We start from the raw sequence: 22,148 nt of genomic DNA, 5'->3' as shown, positions 1-22,148 counted from the left end.
TGTTGACAATCAGCAAAAGACAATTAGAGGCTGATGGCCTAGCCTGGAGGACGCCATGAAGACGCCCGATAACCTTTCGCCCTCGGAAAACGGTCTGACGCGCTATGTTGCGTCCTTCATCTGCGATGCGTCGCTGGCGGATCTGCCCGGCGATGTCGTCGCTCTCGGCAAGAAATCGATCCTCGACGGGCTCGGGTTGGCGCTGTCGGGCTCGGTCGCCCATAGCGGCGAATATGTGCGCCGCCATCTCGCCGATCTGAACCTGGCGGCTGGACCGGCCACGGTCATCGGCTCGCGGCTGAAGGTTGCGCCGCGCTTCGCGGCCTTCGCCAACGGCGTCGGCATTCACGCCGACGACTATGACGATACCCAGCTTGCCGTGGCCAAGGACCGGGTCTACGGGCTCCTCACCCATCCGACCGCACCTGCGCTGCCGGCGGCGCTTGCCATGGGCGAGGCGAAAGGCGCCAGCGGGCGCGATGTGATGCTCGCCTACCATCTTGGCGTCGAGGTGGAGTGCAAGATCGCGGAGGCGATCAACCCGCGGCATTACCAGACCGGTTTCCACGCCACGGCCACCTGCGGCACCTTCGCGGCAGCGGCGGCCAGCGCCAGGCTGATGGGGCTCGACCTCGACCAGACCCTGCGAGCGCTCTCCATCGCCGGCAGTCAGTCGGCCGGACTGCGCGAGAATTTCGGCACGATGACCAAGCCCTTCCATGCCGGGCGCTCGTCGGAGAGCGGCGTCGCGGCGGCGCAGTTCGCCGAATATGGCTGGAGCGCCACGGACAAGATCCTGGAGGCGCCGCGTGGCTTCTTCCGGGCTGCCGGCGGCGGCTATGACGCGGGCGCCATCCTGAATCAGCTCGGGGCGCCCTGGACCTTTGCGGCGCCCGGCATCTCGATCAAGCCGCATCCTTCAGGCTCGCTGACCCACCCGGGTATGACCGAGATGCTGCGTCTCATCCGCGAGAACCGGATCACCGCGGACGCGGTGGAGCGGGTCCGCATCGGCACCAACCACAACATGCCCAACGCGCTGATCCACCATCGGCCGACCAACGAGCTCCAGGCCAAGTTCTCGATGGAGTTCTGCATGGCGATCCTCCTGATCGAGGGCAAAGCCGGCCTTGCGGAATTCACCGACGGGGTGGTGAACCGCGCCGACGTCAAGGCGATGATCGAGCGGGTCGATTTCGTGGTGGACGATGAGGCCGAGGCCGCCGGTTACGACAAGATGACGACCCTCATCGCCATTACGCTGAAAGATGGCCGGACCATCTCGGGCCGGGCCGATTTCGGCAAGGGAAGTCCGGCCAACCCGATGAGCTACGAGGAGGTCTCGGACAAGTTCCGCGAAACCGCGGGCTTCGCCAGTCTCGGCCGGGAACGGATCGAGGACGTGATCGCCATGGTGCGCGACCTGGACACTCTGCCCTCGATCGAGCGCCTGATGGCGTCTTTGCGGCTCTGACCATGGCGAAGCTCACCATAGGCGTCCTCAACGGGGACGATATCGGCCACGAGATCGTCCCGGCTGCGGTCGAGGTGACGCGCGCAGCGGCCGCCCGGCACGGACTCGCCATCGACTGGCGGCCCATGCCTATCGGCCGCGCCGCGCTTGATAGCCACGGCACGACGCTGCCGGATGGCACGCTGGAGACGCTCGCCACCTTCGACGGCTTCATCCTCGGGCCGATCGGTCATCAGGCCTATCCAAAGGGGCCGGGCGCGATCAATCCGCATCCGATCCTGCGCAAGCATTTCGACCTGTTCGCCAATGTCCGCCCGACGCGATCCTACCCCGACATCGGCTGCATCTATGACGATGTCGACCTCGTCATCGTGCGCGAGAACAACGAGGGCTTCCAGCCGGACCGCAATGTCGTGATGGGCTCGGGCGAGTTCCGGCCCAATGACGACCTGACAATCTCGGTGCGCGTCATCTCGCGCAGGGGCAGCCGCAAGGTCGCCCGTGCCGCGCTCGACATCGCCCGGTCGCGGCGCAAGCGCCTGACGCTCGTGCACAAGAACACGGTGTTCAAGCTCGGCTGCGGCATGTTCGTGGAGAGCTGCTACGAGGCGGCGAAGGATTATCCCGATGTCACGATCGACGAGGTGATCGTCGATACCTTCGCAATGCGCCTGGTGCGCGATCCGCAGAGCTTCGACACTGTGGTGACGACGAACATGTTCGGCGACATCCTGACCGATGAAGCCGCGGGGCTGGTCGGCGGGCTCGGCATGGCGCCCGGCCTGTGCATCGGCGAGGGCGGCCTCGCCATGGCGCAGGCGACGCATGGTTCGGCGCCCGACATTGCCGGCAAGGGCGTAGCCAATCCCTATGCAATGATCGAGTCGACGCGGATGCTGATCGAGCATCTCGGCCGGGTCCGATCCCTGCCGCAGGCGGTGGAGGCCGCACGCACGATGGAAGAGGCGATCCGCTCCGCGCTCTCGGGGTCCGAGACGCGCACGCGCGACATCCGCGGCACCACCGGCACCCGTGGCATGACCGAGGCGATCATCAGGGCGATCGGTTAGATCAGCGGGCCGGATACGCGTTCCGCTCCGATGATCCTGAGCCCGATGCCGAAATGTTGCATCAGGCTCTGAGGTCGAGCGTGTCGAGCCGATATTCGCCGCGTTCGTCTGCGTCGAGCTGGGCGACCAGCCCGAGCTCCCAGGCAAGATAGCGCCGCGCGGCATCGAGATTGCCGTCGTGCCGGTCGTGCACGAAGAACAGAAAGTCGATGGCGTCGGCGTCCGCGGGGGCGTCGGGCGAGCTGTCGAGGGCAAGCCCCTCCGCGCGCCAATCGCTTGCGTCGCCTGTGACCCGGCGAACCGATGTCGCGCCGCATTCCGCGAGGTCGCGGCTGGCGAGCGCGGTTGCTGTCTCGTCTCCCGCAAGCAGCACATGCCGGCCCGCCACGGCCGGCAGGCGCGGCCGGATCGACCAGGCGGCGCCCGGCAGATGGCCGGCGCGATAGGCAAGCGAGCCGCGCAGGTCGAGCAGCAGGTCTCCGGCTTGCGCGCGCTCGATCGCCTCATCGGCGCTGATTGCAGGTGGTGCGACAAGGTCGGGAGGCGGTTCGGATACCGGCAGGCGCCAGTCGGCCGGCCAGGACTCGATATCGGGAAGCACATAGGTTTCGTAGCCGAGTTGGCGCAGCCAGAACGCAGCGAGCGCCGCGCGCAACCCGGTATCGTCGGCCAGGATGATGCGCGCTCGGCGGACGCCGATCCAGTGGTCCGTGGCCTGAATGAGCTGGCCTCCTGGCGCTGAGGCCGCCGCGGCATGCGGCGTGGCCGCGTGCTCGGCCGGATCGCGCATGTCGAGAAGATAGGTCGTGCGGCCGGGCTCTCCGGCGAGGTCTTCGGCTTTGAGGCGGTCGATCCGCGAAATAGCATGCGTGCGCATGAAGGCGTCGGCCCGCAGGCGGCTTGCCGCGCGGTCGATCTGCGGCAAAGGACCGGCGGCAGAGTCATACGCGAGCGCACGGCCCGAGAGCGCCCAGCCCTGCGTCCCGTTTTCCAGGGCAAGCACCACTGCGCCCGGCTGCATCAGCGCCAGGCCCGCGGTGCCGATGATGCTGCGCGTCCGCCCGGCGCAGTTGATGATGACGGGGGCTTCCCCCGGGGCGAGTGCGTCCCAGCGATGCGCCGCCTCTCCGTTCGGAAAGGAGCGCGAGCCCGGGATCGTCATCTTCGTGTATTCGCCGGCTGAGCGACCGTCGAGGAGGTGCAGCGGGCGGCCCTGCTCCTGCCAGGCGTCGAGAGTGTCGGGACCGATCGCAGGCACGTGCCAATGCTCCTCGACCAGCTCGCCCAGCGTCTTGCTCGGCAGGTTCACGCCCTTGAACAGGGTGTATCCGGCCGCCGCCCAGGCTGGGGCGCCGCCCGCGATCCAGTCGATACGGCTGTAACCCATCGCGGTGAGCCGCGTTGCGGCGCGCTCGGACACCCCATCGCCCTCGTCGACCAGCACGACCGGCACGTCGCGGCGGGGCACGAGTACCCTGACCAGCGCCTCCAGCCGGCTATAGGGGCAGGGCACGGCGAGGAAGGGGTGGCCTTCGCCGTACTGACCCTGTTCGCGCAAATCGAGACAGGCGATCTCCCCGGGTGCGTGCAGCCTCCGCTTCGCTTCCTGCGGATCGAGCGCCGGCATCAGGCGGCTTCGGCGTAGGGCACGGGCTCACGTCCCGAGAAGAAGTCATGGAAAGCGGCGTAGACGAGGTCGGGTCGGTGCTCGGCCGGATAGTGCCCGGTCGGAATGGCCCAGCCGCGCACGCCGTCCGCCCATTCCTGCCAGGCTTCGAGCGGCTTGAAATGCCGGCCGCAATGGCTGTTCGAGCCCCACAGGACGAGGACGGGGCAGGCGATCTTGCGCTTGCCGTAATCCGCCGTGTCCATGGCAAGGTCGAGGGTCACGGTGGCGCGATAATCTTCGCAGACGGCGTGAATCTGCTCCGGGGTCGTGCAGCGCGCGTAGTCAGCCAGCGCCTCGGGCGTGAAGATCTCGAGCCCGACACCCTTCTTGTTGAGCTTGTAGCGGATGTAATAGTCGAGATCGGCGCAGATCAGCCGCTCGGGAAACGGCGCTTTCTGCGCCATGAAGAACCAGTGGTAGGATTCAAGCCCCCAGCCGAGGCTGACATTGGTCAGGACATGATGGGTCGGCACGATGTCGAGAGCGGCCAGCGCGGTGACGCGGTCCGGCTGGTCGAGAGCCATGCGGAAGGCGACGCGCGCGCCCCGGTCGTGCCCGGCGACTGCGAAACGGTCGAATCCGAGCGCGTCCATCACGTCGAAATTGTCCTCGCCCATCGCGCGGAAACTGTAGCCGGCATGATCCTCGCCGCCGTCGGGCTTGGAGCTGTCGCCATACCCGCGCAGGTCGGTCGCGACCACCGTGAAGCTCTGAGCCAGCGATGGCGCAATCTTGTGCCAGCTCGACAGATTGAGCGGGTTGCCGTGGATCAGCAGCAAGGGCGGCCCGCTTCCGGCTATGGCCACCTCGATTTCGGCGCCGCGGGTGCGCAGTTTACGCCGCTCGAATCCTGCCATCAGCACGCTGCCATGCGGCAGGAGTGGCGGCAGGTTCGCCCCGGGTTCTGATCGTTCCAGCATCATCGGCATTGCTCCTCATCGGATCCCATGCGATGAATATCATATTGTCGACAATAAGCATCTTTAATCTGAGGGACGTCATGGCCGCCATGCAGGATAAGCCTCGCCTCGGCTTCCTCTTCGGAGACGCGACCGGCATCGGTCCCGAGATCGCGGCCAAGGTTCTCGCCGCAGGCCGCTATCGCGAGCATGTCCGGCTCGTTGCGATTGGTGATCGTCGCGTGCTGGAGCAGGGCGCGCGCGATGCCGGTGTTCAGCTCCGTTGGACCGGCGTGACTGAACGCGACGAGATCGACTGGGATGCTCCCGAGATCCCGCTCGTCGATCTCGGCAATGCCGATCCGGCTCAACTCGGGCGCGGGCAGATATCGGCGGAATCCGGCCGGATCACAGGCGAGACGCTGGCCCGTGCCATCAGCATGGCGCAGGCTGGGCAGCTCGATGCGATCACCTTCGCGCCGCTGAACAAGGCCGCGATGTTCGCAGGTGGCTGGCGCTTTCCCGACGAGCACAAGTTGTTCGCGCATCTGCTCAGGCATCACGGCTATTTCTCGGAAATGAACGTGCTCGACGGCCAGTGGATGTCGCGGGTGACGTCGCATGTCTCGCTGCGCGAAGCCCTCGACCTGATCGATGCGCGCGCGATCACCGATGCGGTCGAACTTGTCGACCGGATGATGAAGCGCGCCGGGATCGTCAGCCCGCGCATCGCGGTGGCCGCACTCAATCCTCACGCCGGCGAGAACGGCCTGTTCGGCCGCGACGAGATCGAGCTAATCCGGCCGACCGTGGAGCGGATCGCGGCTGGAGGCATCAGCTGCACCGGGCCCTATCCGGCCGATACGGTCTATATTCGTGCCTTCGCCGGCGAATTCGACAGCGTTGTGGCCATGTATCACGACCAGGGCCAGATCGCGACGAAGCTCAGGGGCTTCAATCGCGGCGTCACGGTGACGGCGGGGCTCGATGTCGTCTTCACGACGCCAGCGCATGGCACAGCATTCGACATTGTCGGCCAGGGAGTGGCCTCGCCCGGCGCGCTCCAGAGCGCCGTCGAACTTGCGAGCCGACTGGCGACAGTCCGCGTCGCCGCCTGAACCGCCGGGCGGGTCGCGACGATGCCGCTATCCGCAGGGCGCCGGTCAGCTGGCGGCGTGAGCGAGATTGTCGCCGCGGAGTGCCTCCAGCACTGCATCGGTCACCGAGCGCGTGATCGCCGCGCCGCCGAGATCCGGCGTGTGGTTTGCCGGGTCAGCCGTGACGCGCTCGATTGCGCGCATCAGCCGCGCGGCTGCGTCCGCCTCGCCGAGATGGTCGAGCATCATCACGGCGGACCAGAAGCTGGCGATCGGATTGGCAATGCCCTTGCCGGTGATGTCGAAGGCGGAGCCGTGGATCGGCTCGAACATCGAGGGAAAGCGGCGCTCGGGGTCGAGATTGGCGGTGGGGGCAATGCCGATCGAGCCGGCGAGGGCTGCGGCGAGGTCGGACAGGATGTCGGCATGAAGATTCGTCGCGACGATCGTGTCGAGGCTCCGCGGCTTCAGTGTCATGCGGATGGTCATGGCGTCGACCAGCATCTTGTCCCAGGTCACGTCGGGAAACTCGCGCGCCACTTCGGCGGCGATCTCATCCCACATCACCATGCCGTGGCGCTGTGCGTTCGACTTGGTGACGACGGTCAAGAGTTTGCGGGGACGAGAGCGCGCCATTTCGAAGGCGAAGCGCATGATGCGCGTGACCCCGCCGCGGGTGAAGATGGAGACCTCGGTCGCGATCTCCTCGGGTAGCCCGCGATGCGAGCGCCCGCCCTGGCCGGCATATTCGCCCTCCGAATTTTCGCGCACGATCACCCAGTCGAGATCATCCGGAGCCACCCCGCGCAGGGGCGGCTCGATGCCCGGCAGGATGCGCGTCGGGCGCACATTCGCGTATTGGTCGAAGGGCTGACAGATGGCCAGCCTCAGGCCCCATAGGGTGACATGATCGGGCACATCGGGCGCGCCGACGGCGCCGAAATAGATCGCGTCGCAATCGCGGATGCGGTCGAGCCCGTCTTCGGGCATCATCCGGCCATGGCGCTTGAAGTAGTCCGAACCCCAATCGAAATGGGTGAAGTCGAACGCGAAACTGCCGGACCGGACGGCGCAGAGCGACAGGACTTCGAGACCCGCCTCGATCACCTCGGCGCCGATCCCGTCGCCGGGAATGGCGGCAATCCTGTAGGTTTTCATCAGACGGCTCCGCCCTTGCGTTCGAATTATTGCCTATTGTCGACAATTATAGAGCTGTGTCGGAAATAGTCTACCGGCTGGGCAAGGAAAACCGCTGCGCTCATAGCCTCGGGTATCCCCGACGGATTGTCGGCCTGCGCCTGGGTTCGTCCGAATGTCTTTTGGTTGGGTGCTTGACTAATAGATAGTATACTACATATATGCGTTCTATGGACGATGCCCAACCTGGATTCGAGCGCAGCTTCCTGACGGAGCTGTCGACGGCCGGCCGCAAATTGCGAACCCTGTTCGATCGCCTTGTGCGCCAGCGCGGCCTGACCTTGTCGCGTGCGCGCGCGTTGCTTCATCTCTCGCGCTGTCCGGCGATCAATCAGACGGAACTCGCCAGTCTGCTGGAGGTCGAGGGCCCGACCGTCGTGCGCCTGCTCGACGGGATGGAGAAGAACGGCCTGATCGAGCGAAGCGCCATCGACGGCGATCGGCGGGCGAAACAGATCAGCCTGACCCCCGCCGCGCAGCATCAGGTCGAGGAGATCGAGGAGATCTCCGGCGAGATCGGCCGCGACGTGTTGCGCGAGATCGATCCTGCCGAACTCGAGATCGCGATCCGCGTGCTTCGGCAGATGATCCGCAATATGGAGCCTCAGTCCTGAGGCCCATGGCCATGGCTACGACCAACGAAACGGAAGCGCGGCCCGAAGCAGATCCTTCATCTGCGAACGTCCAAGAGCCTTCCCGCCCTGAGAGCCCGGCTCTGCTGCCGGCAAAGTCCTTTGCCGTTGCCGCGGCCTATGTCGCGGCCGCCGCCCTTCTGATTGGCACACAGGGCCTCGGCATGAACTTCGTGGCTGCCAATACCAATCAGATCCAGGGGGCGTTTGGGGCGACTCAGCTTGAGATCAATTGGCTGATCGCCGCCTATATGGCGCCGAATGTCAGCCTGACCCTGATCCTGACCAAGGTCCGGACGCAGTTCGGGCTGCGCCGCTTCGCCGAGCTCGGCATCTGCATCTTCGTCGCCGCCTCGCTTCTGCATCTGTTCGCGCATGATCTGCATTCGGCGATCGGGGTCCGCTTCCTCGCGGGCATGGCCGCCTCGCCGATATCGACACTCGGCTTCCTCTACATGCTCGAGGCCTTTCCTCAGGCCAGGAAGATGTCATGGGGCTTGAGCCTGACGCTGACCTGCTCCGCGATCACCCCTACGCTGGCGCGGCTGATCTCGCCGATGCTGCTCGATATCGGTCAATGGCAGGGCCTCTATACGATGGCGATCGGCCTCGCGCTGATTTCGCTTGCCGTGATCTTCTATCTGCCGCTGACGCCGATTCCCCATGCGAAGGTCCTGCAGCGGCTGGATTTCATCAGCTACCCCTTGATCGCGATCGGCTTTGGCCTGCTCGCGGTCATCCTGGTGATGGGCCGCCTGGTCTGGTGGCTAGAAGCACCCTGGATCGGCTGGTGCCTTGCCCTGGCAATCCTGTCGCTCGGGCTTGCGGTGGCAATCGAGATCAATCGCGAGACGCCGCTGCTGAATGTGCGCTGGCTGATGAGCCGGGAAATGCTCCATATCACGACGGTGCTGCTGGTCTTCCGCATCGTGCTGTCCGAGCAGACTTCGGGTGCACTCGCCCTGTTCCAGAATCTTGGCCTGCTCAATGAGCAGAGCAGGGGGCTATATGTGGTGATCCTGCTGGCTTCGCTGTGCGGCGGGCTCCTTTGCGGCGCCACTCTCAAGCCCGAGCGCGTGCCGCTGCTGCATGGCGTCGCGCTGCTCTGCATTTGCGCCGGTGCCGCCATGGATAGTCAGGCGACCAATCTGACGCGGCCGGACAACATGTATCTGAGCCAGGCCCTGATCGCGTTTGGCGGCGCGCTGTTCCTGCCTCCGGCGATGCTGACCGGTCTCATGGCTGCGCTCCGGCAGGGGCCGGCCTTTATTACCAGCTTCATCGTGGTTTTCCTCTTCACGCAGAGTCTGGGCGGCCTGATCGGTTCGGCTTTCTTCGGCAGCTTCGTCACGCTCCGCGAGAAGTTCCATTCCAGCCTTCTCGTCGAACATTTCTCGCTGTCCGACCCGGCGGTGGCGGAGCGGGTGAGGCAGCTTTCGGCAGTCTATGGAAAGCTGCTCACCGACGGGCGGCTGCTGAATGCCGAGGGCGTCGCCCTGTTCGCCCAGCAGGCCAGCCGCGAAGCCAATATCCTCGCCTATAACGACGCATTCCTGCTCATCGCGGCCCTGGCAGGAGCCGCGCTCGGCGGACTGATCATCCATCTGCTCTACGCAAGACTGCGCAGCGCCTGGTTCTTCTCGCGCCCGGCCGAAGCCCTCTGAACCGAAACCAGCCATCATGTCGAAAGCCATTCGCTCACCTCGAGCCCTGATTGCGCTGCTGGTTGCAGCAGCCGGTGTGCTGCTCGTGCTCTACGCCTGGCGGCTGCCGCCCTTCGCGAGCTCGGTCGAGAGCACCGAGAACGCCTATGTCAAAGGCCAGGTCACGATCATCAGCCCGCAACTGGCGGGCTACGTAAAGGAGGTTGCTGTTCAGGACTTCGAAACGGTGAAGGCCGGTGACCTCATCGTGCAGATCGACGACCGGATCTACGAGCAGCGCCTGTGGCAGGCGCAGGCTGCTCTTGCCGGCCAGCGCGCCAATCTGGCCAATGCTGATCAATCCCAGCGCGCTGCGGAAGCGCGCCAGCGCTCGGGCGAGGCCCAGATCGCCAGTGCGCAGGCGGCGGTCGAAACCGCGGAAGCCAATGCCGGGCGCATTCTCGCCCTGCGCGAGAAGGGGATTTCGACGCAGAGCGCCGCCGATCAGGCCAGTCTGGTGCTCGACCAGGCCCGCGCCAGCCTACGCCAGGCCGAAGCAGCCCTCGATGTCGCCCGGCAGGATCGGCAGTCCATCATCGTCGGGCGTGCCGGGCTGGAGGCCGCCGTGCGCAATGCCGAGGCAGCGGTGCAACTGGCCGCGATCGATCTGCAGAACACCCGCATCCTGGCCCCGCAGGACGGCAAGATGGGCGAGATCGGCGTGCGGCTCGGGCAATATGTTGCTGTTGGCACGCAACTGGCGTCACTGGTTCCGGCCAGGAAATGGGTGATCGCGAACTTCAAGGAAAACCAGCTTTCCGGGATGAAGATCGGCCAGCCGGTGACCTTTACGGTCGATGCGCTGCATCACGCCCCGTTGACCGGGCATGTCCAGGAGTTCTCGCCAGCCACGGGCTCCGAGTTCAGCATCCTGAAGGCCGACAACGCGACCGGCAATTTTACCAAGATTGCGCAGCGGCTGCCGGTTCGGATCGCCATCGACCAGGACCAGCCTTTGGCCGAGGATCTGGCGCCCGGCATGTCGGTCATTGTCAGCATCGACACCGCCACGCCCGCTGAGGCTGCTGTCAAACTATCCAGCGCCGACAAGCGATAACATCGGCGGGCCAGAGACCGGCGATGCCGAATTCCGGATTTCTGGATCGCCCGCGCTCCAAAAGGCTGCGGTCATCCAGAAATCCAAGGTTCCGAAAGCGCCGAAATGGCAGGTGCCAATGGCGGACAGGCTCGCCGGCTGGGTCAGGCGCTGGAGCCCGACCGCGGGCTACGCTTTGCCCGTGGCGGCTTCGCGACGACAGGCGCGGCCGGCGAGGGCGCCTTGGCCTTGCGACCCAGGCCTGATGCCTTTGCAAGAGCGGCCCGGGCCTCGGAATAATTCGGTGCGACCATCGGATAGTCCGAGGGCAAGCCCCACTTGGTGCGATATTGCTCGGGAGTGAGATTGTAGGCCGTACCCAGATGACGCCTGAGGGATTTGAAAGACTTGCCGTCTTCCAGGCAGATGATGGCGTCCGGCGTTACCGATTTCTTGATCGGAACCGCTGGTACGAGCGCGACCGGTGCTGGCGGTATTTCGGGTCTGGCGCTGAGCTGCGCGAACGCGGAATACGTGCTCGCAATCAAGCCCACGAGATCGCTGCGAGGGACATTGTTGTGCGCGACGTAGGCTGAAATAACCATCGCCGTGAGATCAATATAATTTTCATCTTCGTTGGCCATGGCTTTTTCCAAATCAGAATATTGCGCCTGGGTCTCATTTAACCTGCCGAACGTTCTATTTGCAATACTCGTCGCGGTGGTTTGCCCAGTTCCGATGCTTGCGGGCCGGGTTTATTCTGGTGAGGCAGCGGCACGGCTGCCTACTGAACTGGGTGGTGACGCGCCTGTTCGAGACTGGCCTTAGCCAACATGGCCTCCAGCGAGGCAAGAACTTCTGGCACCATGAAAAGCGAGATTTCGTTCTTCCCATCGACTTCCAAGGCGATTACGGCGCCCAGCGTCGTGTCTGCGCTGACTGTAACGTGCTTCACCTTGATCACTGCAAACTCGCGTGTCGGCTTCTGCGGCATTCTCTCACCCCCGTTCCTTGATCTGTGCTCATCATTCGATATCAGTTTGAAACGTATTCACAGCCGGCTCGTCACGCGCCCTTGATACGTGGTCCTCGCGACCGGTTGATGTGACGACGAGCCTCAACACGCCTTCCTCGCCAGAATCCTTGATGCAGCCGATCAGGCCCTGGACGCGTTCGAGGGCGCGGGCGTTGTTCCGGTGATTGCCGAGCCCGTCACTTCGCGACAGTCACCTCCGGTCCCTTCGTGCGCGATGCCTTGCGCATCTCATAGTCAACTATCGCAGCCCTGAGAGCTTGCAATTCGCGGGCTTTCGCCGAATTGGCCTGAGCATCCTCGATCTGGCCGATGCGCAGGAGGGCGTACCGATAATCCTCATGGCAGGTGATGCAGACGCTGGGTGTTTCCGGTTTGAGTTCAGTCACCGCGGTCATCGGATCTCTCCTTCCGTGGCTGATCCCAGAGAGCTAGTTTGAACGGTTGGGGTTTCAAGAGGGTGTGGCGCTGTTGCGAAGCTCGCCGTGCTTGCGTTCGAAGGCGACCGTAAAGGCGCGGGCTTCGTACGGCTTGCCGAGTAGAAGCGCGCATGGAAACACCTCCTCCAGTCATGCCCGCATTGCCTCCTGGGCTCACAAGAAGGGATGCTCGCGGGGCCCTGGATCCTATATGGAGGTGGATTTCCGGCGCGGCCAAAGCGCCCAGGGTTTGAAGGCTATGGGACAATCCACACCTGCCACGGTGGCGTTGAAAGCGGGCGGCGTTTCTTTCGAACTCCGAACCTATGAATATGACCCGAACAGCGATCGCGTCGGTCTTCAGGCGGCCCAGTCTCTGGGCGAACCACCAAATCGCGTCTTGAAGACACTGATTGCGCAGGTCGACACCATACCAGTTTGCCTGGTTCTCCCATCAGACCGCGAGGCAAGCATGAAGAGGGTGGCTGCTGCCCTTGGAGGCAAGAGCGCGCGGATGCTGGCGCCGAGCGATGCGGAGCGGCTGACAGGGTACAAGGTTGGGGGTGTCAGCCCATTCGGTCAGAAGCGCAAGCTGAGGATCCTTGTCGAGATCACGGCCGTCTCGGAGCCCTATGTATTCGTGAATGGAGGACTCCGTGGCCTGCAGGTCAGGCTGGCGCCGGCCGAACTCGTCCGCGCGAGCAATGCACTGACGGCCGCGATTGTTTCCTAGCGGCGATGGTCTTTGGTTCGGCTTCTGCGACGTTTCGGGCTTGAGGCATCAAGCGTTATTCCCGGAGAAGCCGGCCTGACGACCCGGCGCGGCAATCCCGGGCCGCTCAGTGGTGTCGAACGCGACGTTGAATTCAGCCGGCCGCGGATCTGGTCTCGGGCTCGAAATCAAACGGCCGAACGCCTTTAGAAGCGCCGCAACGTGCGCCTTGGGACTCTGGCGTGCCGAGGCCTGCTCCTCGCCTCCTCTTGGCCTCCTCGCACCACTTCAGCCGGCGACTTCCGAACGTCGCTTGACAGGCTCCGTCGATCAAAATTAGGCTAACATAGTTATGCTTCTTATTCTGTAATTATAGAATAAATACCAAACGAGGCCAACCGCCTCGCGCAAGGGGAGCGTGCCGCTATGACAGATGTCGTCGACAGCAAACGGAACCTGCTCAAGGCCGGCCTTGTCGGTGGTCTTGCGCTTGCCGCCGCATCCAGTTCGGCCCGGCAGGCGGCCGCTCAGGCCGCGCCCAACAGCCTGCTGCGCACAGTTCTTGATCGTGGCAAGCTGATCGTCGGCACGGGCTCGACCAACGCTCCCTGGCATTTCGAAGATGAGAAGGGCCAACTCGTCGGCATGGATATCGCCATGGGGCGGATCCTCGCGAAGGGGCTCTTCGACGACGACAAGAAGGTCGAGTTCGTCCGTCAGGACGCGGCTCAGCGCATTCCCAACATCAATACCGGGAAGGTCGACATCGTCATCCAGTTCATGACGATGTCGCCGGCGCGCGCGCAGCTCGTCGCGTTCTCCCGACCCTATTATGTCGAGGGCATCGCCCTGCTGACGCGCCCCGACAGCGACAAGAAGAGCTTCGACGCCCTGCTCAAGGCGGGATCCGCGGCGCGGGTCTCGATTCTGCAGAATGTCGATGCCGAAGCATCGGTGAAGAAGGTCCTGCCGCAGGCGACGGTCATGCAGCTCGATAGCCAGGCCAATGTCGTGCTGGCACTCGATTCAAAGCGTGCCGACGCCGCGGCCGTCGATCTCTCGACCGTCTGGTGGCTCGCGAAGCGCCATCCCGACAAATATGCCGATGCCGGCAAGTCCTGGAACTCGATGCTCTATGGCGCGGCCATGCGCCAGGGCGATCCGGACTGGGTGCGCTTCGTCGACACCACCTTCGGGATCGCCATGTATGGCCACCAGAACGAGATATTCGATGCTGCGATCAACGACTATTTCGGTCTGACGCCGCCAGTCCGCGAGACGGGGCTGCCGAAATTCTGACGGCGGCTTTCGCGGTCACCCTTCGCCGGCCTGTGCGCTCGCCGCTCGTGTGCAGCCGGGCGGCGAAGTCGCCTGCACGGCCCGCGACGAGGCGGTTTCCCGCATGACGAATTACCACTTCAATTTCGCGATCGTCTGGCGCTATTCCGCCAAGCTGTTTGAAGGTCTTCTGCTCAGCATCGAGCTCGCAATCGCGACGATTGCGATCGGCATGGTGATCGGACTGGTCCTGGCGCTCGTCGAAATGGATGGGCCGCGCTGGGCCAGGCCGTTCATCCGGGGCTATGTCGAGTTCATCCGCAACGTCCCGTTGCTGCTGCTCGTCTATCTCGTCTTCTACGGCGTGCCGAGCGCCATCGATCTGCAATATGACGCCACCACCTCGTTCGTGGTGACGCTGGCGATCTATTCCGGCGCCTATCTGGTCGAGGTCCTGCGCGCCGGGTTCGAGGCCGTGCCGAAAGGGCTGATCGAGGCCGGGAAGGCAATCGGTCTGACGCCCGCCGGCGTACTCGTCCATGTCCGGATGCCGACGGCGCTGCGGATCGCGCTGCCGTCGCTCTCGAACACCTATGTCTCGCTGTTCAAGGACACCTCGATCGCTTCCGCGATCGCCGTGCCCGAACTTGCCTATGGCATGCGCTGGATCGAGACCCAGACCTTCCGTACGGTCGAGGTCTACCTGCTCGCGACGCCGATCTATCTCGTCACCAGCTACGCCATCCTGCTGCTGCTGCGACTGGCCGAGCGGCGCTATGCGATCACGCGGTGAGCGCCCATGACATTGTTCCTGCAGACGATTCCGTTTCTGCTCGATGGCTTGCGCATCACGCTCCTGGTCTCGGCCGGCGTGATTATGCTCTCGCTGCTGATCGGCGTCCCGCTCGGTTGCGTGCTGGCATTCGGGCCGCTCTGGGCGCGATTTCCGATCCGGATCTATGCCGACTTCGTGCGCGGCGTTCCCATCCTGGTGCTGCTCTATTTCGTCTATTACGGGCTGCCGGCGATCAAGGTGAACCTGCCGAGCCTGACCGCCGCGATCGTGGCATTGACGGCTTTCAAGACCGCCCAGGTCATCGAAATCACCCGCGGCGCTTTCCAGTCCATCCCCACAGGACAGACGGAAGCAGCGAAATCCATCGGGCTTGGCCTCGTCGACCGCTTCGTCCATGTGCTTGCGCCGCAGGCGATCCGACGCTTCCTGCCTCCCTTCGTCAACAGCGTCGTCGATACCGTGAAGGGCTCGTCCCTCGTGTCCCTGCTGGGCATCGTCGACCTGATGCTCGCGCTCCAGCAGGTGATCGGGCGGACCCATGTGGCACTGCCGCTCTATGTCATGGGGGCGCTGATGTATTTCGCCATCAACTATCCGCTCTCGACGCTGAGCCGGCGTCTCGAGAAGCGCTTCATCTGAGCGGAAGGACGATCATGATCGCGACGCCCGACGAGCCGGTGATCCGCATCAAGGGCCTGACCAAATCCTTCGGCGCGCACCAGGTGCTGAAGGGCATCGATCTTGATGTCGGCAAGGGGCAGGTGATCGCCGTCATCGGTCCGTCCGGAAGTGGCAAGACGACCTTGCTGCGCTGCATCAACTTCCTCGAGGAATATGATGGCGGCTCGGTCCGGATCGATGGCGTGGAGGTCGGCTATCGGGATGGCGGCGCCGGCCGGCGCCGGCGCAGCGACCGGGAACTCGCCAGCATCCGGGTCGACGCGGCCATGGTGTTTCAGCAGTTCAACCTGTTTCCGCATCTGACTGCTGCCCAGAACGTCATGCTCGGGCTGATGAAGTCGCGCGGCAAGAGCAAAGGCGAGGCAAGGCAGATTGCCGAGAAATGGCTCGTGCGCGTCGGCCTCGCCGAGAAGCTCGATGCGCTGCCCTCGCAATTGTCCGGCGGGCAGCAGCAGCGGGTCGGCATCGCGCGAGCGGTTGCGATCGAGCCCAAGGTCCTGCTGCTCGACGAGATAACCTCCGCGCTCGATCCCGAGCTCGTCGGCGAGGTGCTGGAGGTCGTCCAGGAACTGGCCGCGGAGGGCCGCACAATGATCCTCGTCACCCATGAAATGGCCTTCGCCAGGGAGGTCGCCGACCGTGTGGTGTTCACCGACCAGGGACTGATCGCGATCGACGCGCCGCCGAAGGCCGTTTTCGACGAGCAGTCGAACGAACGATTGCGGGCTTTCCTCTCGCGCTTCGCCGCCTTTCGGCATGCTCATTGAGCGGCCGGCCAGCGCCCCGGAACCCACTCCGACAGAGTTCAGCGATGCCGTCTCCTCCGTCCGATCCTGCTCCTCACTCCGATCTTGTGATCTCGCCCTACGAGAAACTGGCACAACTCGGTCTTGAATTGCCGCAAGTGCCGATGCCGATCGGCAATTTCACGACACATGTCCGGGAAGGCACGCTGCTCTACCTGTCCGGTCAGGGCCCGACACATGAGGACGGCCGCATCCACACGGGCAAGGTCGGCGCCGACGTTTCGGTGGAGGAAGCCTACGCTCATGCGCGCCTGACAGGTCTGAACCTCATCGCGGTGCTGCATACGGCGCTCGGAGACCTTCGAAAGGTCAGGCGCATCGTCAAGGTGCTGGGCATGGTCAACGCCATGCCAGATTTCACCGATCATCCCGCCGTCATCAATGGCTGCTCGGACCTCTTCGTTGCGGTCTTTGGCGATGCTGGCCGGCACGCCCGTTCAGCCGTGGGGTTCGGCTCGCTGCCGCGCGGCATCACCGTCGAGATCGAAGCGGTCGTCGCAGTCTCATGATGCTATTGCCGGAATTGCCAGCCAAGGCTTGCCTCGATGCGCTGTGCCGCGCTCCGGACTGCATCGGCGAAGCGGGAGGGCTCTTCCTGGACCTTGAATTCCGGCAGCACGATCGAGATGGTGATGACGCAATCTCCGGAATTGTTGCGCACGGGCGCCGCGATGCAGGCCACGGCATAGTCGGATTCGCCCGCCTGCACAGCAATGCCGGCGGCCAGCGCTTCGTCGGATTGCTCGGCGAGCGAGACCGGGTCGACCGTTGCCCGCCCCGTCGGCGAGGCCTTGGCGCAGCGCCGGAACAGCGCCAGCCGGTCCTGAAAATCGAGATGGGCGACGAGGAGTCGGCCCGAGGCGGTCCAGTTCAGGGGCACCCGGGTTCCGATCCGCGACGTGACCCTGAAGTGGCCGGGCCCCTCGGCCATCGCCTCCACGACCATCATGTCCCCGTCGCGGCCACAGATCTGGACCGTCTCCCCGACCTCGCGGGAAAGCACGTGCATCTCATGGGTGGCGACCGTGATGATCTCGAGATCGCGCGCGTAGGCGAGGCCGTAATGATAGAGCTTGGGGCCGAGCCAGACCACGCTGCCATTGCGCGAGAGCAGGTCCCTGGCGACCAGTTCCTCGACAATCGAATAGACCGTGGACAGGGGCGCCCCGACCGCGCGGGCGATATCGTAGCCCGTCGCCGGCCGCGCCGTCTCCTGGAGATAGTCAAGGATCTGGACCGAGCGCTCGATTCCGCTGACCCGCGTGCGCCGCGGCCCAGTGGCGGATGGCGCGGACGCCACGCCAATCTCACTGTCCTTCATCTGCCAGCTCTCCGTCACGCGATTCCGCGGACCCCTTACCGTAACCATGCTCCCGGAGGAACGCCATGAACAAACCCGATACCCGAAAGGCGCTCGGTCTCCGCCCAATCATCAATGTGTCGGGAACGATGACGGGGCTCGGCGCCTCGATCATCGTCCCGCAGGCCATCGAGGCCATGGCCGGGGTCATGCCGCAATTCGTCGAAGTGGACGAGCTTCAGAAGATCGCGAGCGGCGTCATCGCCAGATTGTGCGGAGCCGAGGCTGGATTCGTCACGGCCTCCTGCTCGGCCGGCATCACGCTTGCGGTGGCGGCGGCGATGACGGGCAGCGACCTCTATGCCGTCGAACGACTGCCCGATACGGCTGGCCTGAAGGATGAAGTCCTGATCATGACCGGGCATATGGTGAGCTATGGCGCTCCCGTCGAGCAAGGCATTGCGCTCGCTGGCGCCAGGGTGGTGCCCGTCGGGCAGGCCACGAGTGTGCGGCCCTATCAGTTGGCAGGGGCGATCTCGGAGCGGACCGCTGCTGCGGTCTATGTCGTGTCCCATCACACGGTGAGCTACGGGCAGCTCCCGCTCGAAGAGTTTGCTGCAATCTGCCGGGCGAGGGGGGTTCCGGTCATCGTCGATGCCGCTTCGGAATACGATCTCCAGGGCTTCCTGGCCGCCGGCGCGGACATCGCGCTGTATTCCGCTCACAAATTCCTCGGTGGCCCGACAGCCGGCATCGTCGCCGGTCGCAAGGAACTCGTACGGTCGGCCTTTCTTCAGAACGGTGGCATCGGCCGCGGCATGAAGGTCGGCAAGGAGAGCATTGTCGGCACCATCGCTGCGCTGGAGGCCTGGGAGAAGCGGGACCACGCCGCCATCCGGGAGCGCGAGCAGGCCGCGCTTACGCTGTGGCGCGAACGGCTGGCCGACAGGCCGGGCATCCGAGTCGAGATCGAGCCTGATCCGACCAACAATCCGCTCGACCGGCTCAAGCTCTCCGTCGAACCGCAGGTCGCCCATATCACGGCCTGGGACCTTGCCGATGCGCTTGCACGCGGGGAGCCGCCGGTCATTGTGCGCGATCACGAGGTCGAGCACGGATTCTTCTATCTTGATCCCTGCAACCTTCACCCAGGCCAGGAAAATATCGTCGCCGATCGACTGGCCGACGAGCTCGGCGCCGCCCTGCGCAGCAATGAGATCATCGCCACGTCGCTGCAGGAGCGCCGGGGCCGCCGGGCTGCGTATCTCAAGCGTTGGCCGGATTGACGGCCAACCTGCTGTTCTCAAGCTTCCGTTCGCGGGGACCGAAGGCCGACCTTCGACCCTGCGCCAGGAACAATCAGCGCTCTGTGCAGGGGCCGTTGGCGGCGGACAGTGCGGTCACGCCTTCAAATGCAGGCTCACCAGCACGGTGATTTCCGCTCCGGTCGAGAGGGAGACCGCAACGCGCAGGAAGTTCCCGAAATGCGCGAGCCGCTGGAAGGTCACGGCGTTCTCGCTCGCAGGCAGATCGAAGAGCGAACCTTCGGGAGCCCAATGCAGCCCGTCAGCCGAAATCTCGATACGGGCCTGCGGCAGCGTACCCTTGGGTGGCTTCAGGGCCCTCACGAAGACGATGGCTTCCTTTGCCCAGCCGGCCTCGTAGGGCTCGGTCGCGGCCTCGCCCATCCAGGTTTCGTTGCGGGCGACGATGGCGGTGAGGTTCTCGGGAAGCATCAGAAATCTCCCGACAGGCAAACGGAATCGAGATAGGCGAAGGCGCGCTTGTCGGTGTCGGTCTCGGCGAAGAAGCCGAGATTGAGCATGCACCAGAGGTTCTTCATCGCCGGAATGCGGATCGACTCGTAGGTGCTCATGTCGAAGCTGCGGTCGTTCACCTGGAAGCCGGTGGCGCGCATCGTCGCGAGATCGAAATCGAAGCGCAGATAGTGCCAGTTCACCTTGGTCGGAATCTCGTTGTAGCAGAGCCGCTGCTCGCCGCCGGGCAGGTCCTCCCAGTCATCCGGCGAAAGATGGTAATGCGAGATCGTCTTGCCAGCGGAGCCGATCGGCTTGATCGGCGTGGTACGGCGCTTGAACTGCCATTTCTGGACATGTTTTCCGTTGAGCGCATTGAGAAAGCGCAGATGCGGCATGACGCGCTCGCCGCCCGCGCCATGCTGGTCGCCGACCTGGAGATCGTAGAGGAAGCCGAACGAGCGGATATCGGTCTCTGAGAGCTGCAATTCCGTCGCTTCCGGCTTGAAGGTGAAATAGGCCTCGAGCCGGATCGGCCCGGGCTTGCGGAAGGTCAGGCGCTTGATTGCGACGTTCTGCGCGCCCTTCTTCGGCCGTGTCGCGATCTTCAGGGCATAGGAGCCGTCGACGCCGCCATGCGAACCGAAATCCCAGTTCGGCAGCGTCGAGAGCATGGCGTGCGAATGCTGGGCATAGCCCGGCAGCATGGCATCGAGCGTGTCCTCGTAATTGCCGACGAGCTGGGTCCAGCCGCACATGCCGCGGTCGAAATCGTCGAGGCAGATGATGCGGGGCAAGGGATCGAAGCGGCTGAGCTGCGGATCCGCCTCGCGGATCGCACGGCGCATGTCGTCGAGTTGGGAACTGGTCGAGGTCATTGGTCCTACCCCTTCACCGCGCCGGCGGTCAGGCCCGCGACGAGGTGCTTCTGCATGAGGATGACGAAGGCGAGCACCGGCAGCAGCTGGACGGCCGAGGCGGCGAAGAGCACACCCCATTCGACGCCCTCGACCGCGCCGATCATCTCGGCGACGACCAGCGGCGCGGTCTTGGCCTTGGTCGTGGTGAAGATGAAGGCGAAGAGGAACTCGTTCCAGGCATAGACGATGACGAAGACCGCGACTGCGAGCATGCCTTGCGCGGCCAGCGGGAAGATGACGCGCCGGATGATCTGGAACTGCGAGGCTCCGTCGATCATCGCCGCCTCGTCGAGTTCGCGCGGGATCTGGTCGATGAAGGTGCGCATCACGATGGTGCCGAGCGAGACGAAGAAGGTCGCATAGAGCACGATCAGGATCAGATGCGTGTCGTTGAGCCCGAGCCAGTTCACCACCGGGAAGAGCGGCAGGGTGATCACGATCGGCGGGATCAGGCGGATGAAGATCAGGAAGAAGGCGCTGGCCTGCAGGCCTCGGCTGGCGTGACGGGAATAGGCGAACCCGGCGAGCAGCGAGACCGCGACGGCAAGCACGGTCGCTCCCGAGGTGACCAGGAAGCTGTTCCAGAGCCCATGGAAGAAGTCGCCCCAGCGGCTCCAGAGCAGTTCGTAATTGGCCAGGGTCGGCGTGAAGCTGAACCGCGAGGTCAACGAGAAGATGTCCCGGTCCGACTTGAAGGACGACATCACGATCAGCGCGATCGGCAGGATCGACCAGGCGGCGATCGCGAGGACGCCGAAGGCCTTCAGGATCGCCAGGGGAAGCGAGCGCTTACGCATTTTTTCTGAACATCTCCCGATAGAGAGAGCGCAGGTAGAACAGCGCCAGCAGGAGCGAAGCGAGCACCAGCAACCAGCCGGTCGCGGCCGCGGCACCGAAGGAGTTGTACCGGAACGCTTCGAGATAGAGATAAACCGCCATCACCTCGGTGGTGCGCGCCGGGCCACCGCCGGTCATCAGCCAGACCTCGGAGAACAGCCGGAAGGCGAAGATGTAGCGGAACAGGGCGGCGATCAGCAGCGCCGGCATCAGGAGTGGCAAGGTGATGCGGCGGAACGCGATCCAGCGGGTCGCACCATCGATGGCGCCGGCCTCGTAGAGTTCGTCGGGGACGGAGAGCCTTGCAGCGTAGATGATGATGAAGCTGAACGGCAGATGCAGCCAGATCGAGAGCAGCGAGACCATGAAGAGGCCATGCGACGGCTTCACCGCCCATTCGATCGGTGGCAGCCCGAACCAGGCGAGCGCCTGGCTCATCATTCCGACATCGGGTTCGAACAGATAGCGCCACATCACCACCGCAGAGACCTCGCTGACCGCATAGGGCGCGAGCACGATGGCAAGCAGAAGCGGCCGGAAGGGCACTCCTGAGGCGAAGAACAGCGCCATGAGCAGGCCGAGCAGCAGCTCGACATGCACGACGACGGCAACGACGATGACCGTGTTGATCAGGGCCCGCCAGAAATAGGGATCGCCCAGTACCTTGGCGTAGTTGGCGAGGCCGACGAAGCTTGCGGCCTGACCGAAGGAGGATTGGTTCAGGCTGAGCCAGAACACGTAGATCGCCGGCAGGAAGATGATACCGCCGACCATCAACTGGACCGGGGTGACGAGCGCGAGGGCGGAGAGGGGTGTGCGGCTTGCCATGACG

General features: G+C 64.3%; 24 protein-coding genes. 13 read left to right on the top strand and 11 right to left on the bottom strand.

What is annotated here, in order from left to right; translation table 11 throughout:
* Window positions 1-55 precede the first annotated feature (55 nt).
* Both AB4099_RS07075 and AB4099_RS07070 read left to right on the top strand, forming a co-directional pair.
* Entirely contained in the window at window positions 56-1,474 is a 1,419-nt protein-coding gene (locus AB4099_RS07075) for an MmgE/PrpD family protein (RefSeq protein WP_441477504.1), read from the top strand.
* 2 nt (window positions 1,475-1,476) lie between these two features.
* Window positions 1,477-2,544 (top strand): isocitrate/isopropylmalate dehydrogenase family protein, encoded by a 1,068-nt coding sequence (locus tag AB4099_RS07070; RefSeq protein ID WP_441477503.1) that lies wholly within the window; start codon window positions 1,477-1,479, stop codon window positions 2,542-2,544.
* 61 nt (window positions 2,545-2,605) lie between these two features.
* On the opposite strand, the gene AB4099_RS07065 is transcribed toward AB4099_RS07070, so the two are convergent.
* Together AB4099_RS07065 and AB4099_RS07060 are read right to left on the bottom strand one after the other, a co-directional pair.
* On the bottom strand, window positions 2,606-4,171 hold the full coding sequence (locus AB4099_RS07065; protein ID WP_441477502.1) for a rhodanese-like domain-containing protein: 1,566 nt from the start codon (window positions 4,169-4,171) through the stop codon (window positions 2,606-2,608).
* Window positions 4,171-5,133 (bottom strand): alpha/beta fold hydrolase, encoded by a 963-nt coding sequence (locus AB4099_RS07060; protein ID WP_441477501.1) that lies wholly within the window; start codon window positions 5,131-5,133, stop codon window positions 4,171-4,173. The genes AB4099_RS07065 and AB4099_RS07060 overlap by 1 nt, the downstream gene beginning before the upstream one ends.
* Before the next feature lie 80 nt (window positions 5,134-5,213).
* On the opposite strand from AB4099_RS07060, the gene AB4099_RS07055 reads away from it, so the two are divergent.
* Window positions 5,214-6,230: a PdxA family dehydrogenase gene (locus tag AB4099_RS07055; RefSeq protein WP_441477500.1), complete on the top strand. Its 1,017-nt coding sequence runs from the start codon at window positions 5,214-5,216 to the stop codon at window positions 6,228-6,230.
* A 45-nt stretch (window positions 6,231-6,275) separates the two neighbouring features.
* On the opposite strand, the gene AB4099_RS07050 is transcribed toward AB4099_RS07055, so the two are convergent.
* Window positions 6,276-7,367, bottom strand: coding sequence for a tartrate dehydrogenase (locus AB4099_RS07050; RefSeq protein ID WP_441477499.1), 1,092 nt, complete (start codon window positions 7,365-7,367; stop codon window positions 6,276-6,278).
* A gap of 209 nt (window positions 7,368-7,576) precedes the next feature.
* On the opposite strand from AB4099_RS07050, the gene AB4099_RS07045 reads away from it, so the two are divergent.
* From AB4099_RS07045 to AB4099_RS07035, 3 genes are read left to right on the top strand one after another with little or no spacing between them, the layout of a single operon-like run.
* Window positions 7,577-8,020, top strand: coding sequence for a MarR family winged helix-turn-helix transcriptional regulator (locus tag AB4099_RS07045; RefSeq protein ID WP_441477498.1), 444 nt, complete (start codon window positions 7,577-7,579; stop codon window positions 8,018-8,020).
* 11 nt (window positions 8,021-8,031) lie between these two features.
* The gene (locus tag AB4099_RS07040; protein WP_441477497.1) at window positions 8,032-9,702 is read left to right on the top strand and encodes an MFS transporter; all 1,671 of its coding nucleotides are present in this window, start codon (window positions 8,032-8,034) and stop codon (window positions 9,700-9,702) included.
* A 16-nt stretch (window positions 9,703-9,718) separates the two neighbouring features.
* Window positions 9,719-10,798 carry an HlyD family secretion protein gene (locus tag AB4099_RS07035; RefSeq protein ID WP_441477496.1) on the top strand — a complete coding sequence of 360 codons (1,080 nt, stop codon included), beginning with the start codon at window positions 9,719-9,721 and terminating at the stop codon, window positions 10,796-10,798.
* Window positions 10,799-10,941: 143 nt separating this feature from the next.
* Here the strand turns inward: AB4099_RS07035 and AB4099_RS07030 are convergent, their stop codons facing one another.
* The 3 genes from AB4099_RS07030 to AB4099_RS07020 form a co-directional block, all read right to left on the bottom strand.
* Window positions 10,942-11,421, bottom strand: coding sequence for a Ros/MucR family transcriptional regulator (locus AB4099_RS07030; RefSeq protein ID WP_441477495.1), 480 nt, complete (start codon window positions 11,419-11,421; stop codon window positions 10,942-10,944).
* Window positions 11,422-11,561: 140 nt separating this feature from the next.
* Window positions 11,562-11,771, bottom strand: coding sequence for a hypothetical protein (locus AB4099_RS07025; RefSeq protein ID WP_113516134.1), 210 nt, complete (start codon window positions 11,769-11,771; stop codon window positions 11,562-11,564).
* Between the two features lie 218 nt (window positions 11,772-11,989).
* Window positions 11,990-12,208: a hypothetical protein gene (locus AB4099_RS07020; RefSeq protein ID WP_441477494.1), complete on the bottom strand. Its 219-nt coding sequence runs from the start codon at window positions 12,206-12,208 to the stop codon at window positions 11,990-11,992.
* Window positions 12,209-12,488: 280 nt separating this feature from the next.
* On the opposite strand from AB4099_RS07020, the gene ybaK reads away from it, so the two are divergent.
* From ybaK to AB4099_RS06990, 6 genes are all read left to right on the top strand, one after another.
* The gene (gene ybaK, locus AB4099_RS07015) at window positions 12,489-12,962 is read left to right on the top strand and encodes a Cys-tRNA(Pro) deacylase (RefSeq protein ID WP_441477688.1); all 474 of its coding nucleotides are present in this window, start codon (window positions 12,489-12,491) and stop codon (window positions 12,960-12,962) included.
* Window positions 12,963-13,367: 405 nt separating this feature from the next.
* Window positions 13,368-14,240 (top strand): transporter substrate-binding domain-containing protein, encoded by an 873-nt coding sequence (locus tag AB4099_RS07010; RefSeq protein WP_441477493.1) that lies wholly within the window; start codon window positions 13,368-13,370, stop codon window positions 14,238-14,240.
* Window positions 14,241-14,343: 103 nt separating this feature from the next.
* A complete protein-coding gene (locus AB4099_RS07005) occupies window positions 14,344-15,012 on the top strand; it encodes an amino acid ABC transporter permease (protein WP_441477492.1) in 669 nt (222 codons plus the stop codon).
* A 6-nt stretch (window positions 15,013-15,018) separates the two neighbouring features.
* Complete coding sequence (locus tag AB4099_RS07000; protein WP_441477491.1) at window positions 15,019-15,654, top strand: amino acid ABC transporter permease; 636 nt, start codon at window positions 15,019-15,021, stop codon at window positions 15,652-15,654.
* A 14-nt stretch (window positions 15,655-15,668) separates the two neighbouring features.
* Window positions 15,669-16,463, top strand: a complete 795-nt coding sequence (locus AB4099_RS06995) for an amino acid ABC transporter ATP-binding protein (RefSeq protein WP_441477490.1) — start codon at window positions 15,669-15,671, stop codon at window positions 16,461-16,463.
* 44 nt (window positions 16,464-16,507) lie between these two features.
* Entirely contained in the window at window positions 16,508-17,011 is a 504-nt protein-coding gene (locus AB4099_RS06990) for a RidA family protein (protein WP_441477489.1), read from the top strand.
* Between the two features lie 2 nt (window positions 17,012-17,013).
* Here AB4099_RS06990 and AB4099_RS06985 read toward each other — a convergent pair whose 3' ends face one another.
* Window positions 17,014-17,823 (bottom strand): IclR family transcriptional regulator, encoded by an 810-nt coding sequence (locus tag AB4099_RS06985; protein ID WP_441477488.1) that lies wholly within the window; start codon window positions 17,821-17,823, stop codon window positions 17,014-17,016.
* Between the two features lie 65 nt (window positions 17,824-17,888).
* Between AB4099_RS06985 and AB4099_RS06980 the strand changes: the two genes are divergently transcribed.
* The gene (locus AB4099_RS06980; RefSeq protein WP_441477487.1) at window positions 17,889-19,088 is read left to right on the top strand and encodes an aminotransferase class V-fold PLP-dependent enzyme; all 1,200 of its coding nucleotides are present in this window, start codon (window positions 17,889-17,891) and stop codon (window positions 19,086-19,088) included.
* Window positions 19,089-19,202: 114 nt separating this feature from the next.
* On the opposite strand, the gene AB4099_RS06975 is transcribed toward AB4099_RS06980, so the two are convergent.
* Genes AB4099_RS06975 through AB4099_RS06960 form a run of 4 tightly spaced genes read right to left on the bottom strand, consistent with a single transcriptional unit; the run spans window position 19,203 to window position 22,144 of the window.
* Window positions 19,203-19,538 (bottom strand): hypothetical protein, encoded by a 336-nt coding sequence (locus AB4099_RS06975; RefSeq protein ID WP_441477486.1) that lies wholly within the window; start codon window positions 19,536-19,538, stop codon window positions 19,203-19,205.
* Window positions 19,538-20,407 (bottom strand): DUF6772 family protein, encoded by an 870-nt coding sequence (locus AB4099_RS06970; RefSeq protein ID WP_441477687.1) that lies wholly within the window; start codon window positions 20,405-20,407, stop codon window positions 19,538-19,540. Before AB4099_RS06970 ends, AB4099_RS06975 begins: the two co-directional genes overlap by 1 nt.
* A 35-nt stretch (window positions 20,408-20,442) precedes the next feature.
* Window positions 20,443-21,276 carry a carbohydrate ABC transporter permease gene (locus AB4099_RS06965; protein WP_441477485.1) on the bottom strand — a complete coding sequence of 278 codons (834 nt, stop codon included), beginning with the start codon at window positions 21,274-21,276 and terminating at the stop codon, window positions 20,443-20,445.
* Window positions 21,269-22,144, bottom strand: coding sequence for a carbohydrate ABC transporter permease (locus tag AB4099_RS06960; RefSeq protein ID WP_441477484.1), 876 nt, complete (start codon window positions 22,142-22,144; stop codon window positions 21,269-21,271). Before AB4099_RS06960 ends, AB4099_RS06965 begins: the two co-directional genes overlap by 8 nt.
* Window positions 22,145-22,148: the final 4 nt, after the last annotated feature.

This window comes from Allobosea sp. 2KB_26 (assembly GCF_052115715.1).
Lineage (GTDB): Bacteria > Pseudomonadota > Alphaproteobacteria > Rhizobiales > Beijerinckiaceae > Allobosea.
The sequence above is the reverse complement of the archived record's forward strand: the minus strand, read 5'-3'. Positions and strand labels throughout refer to the sequence as shown.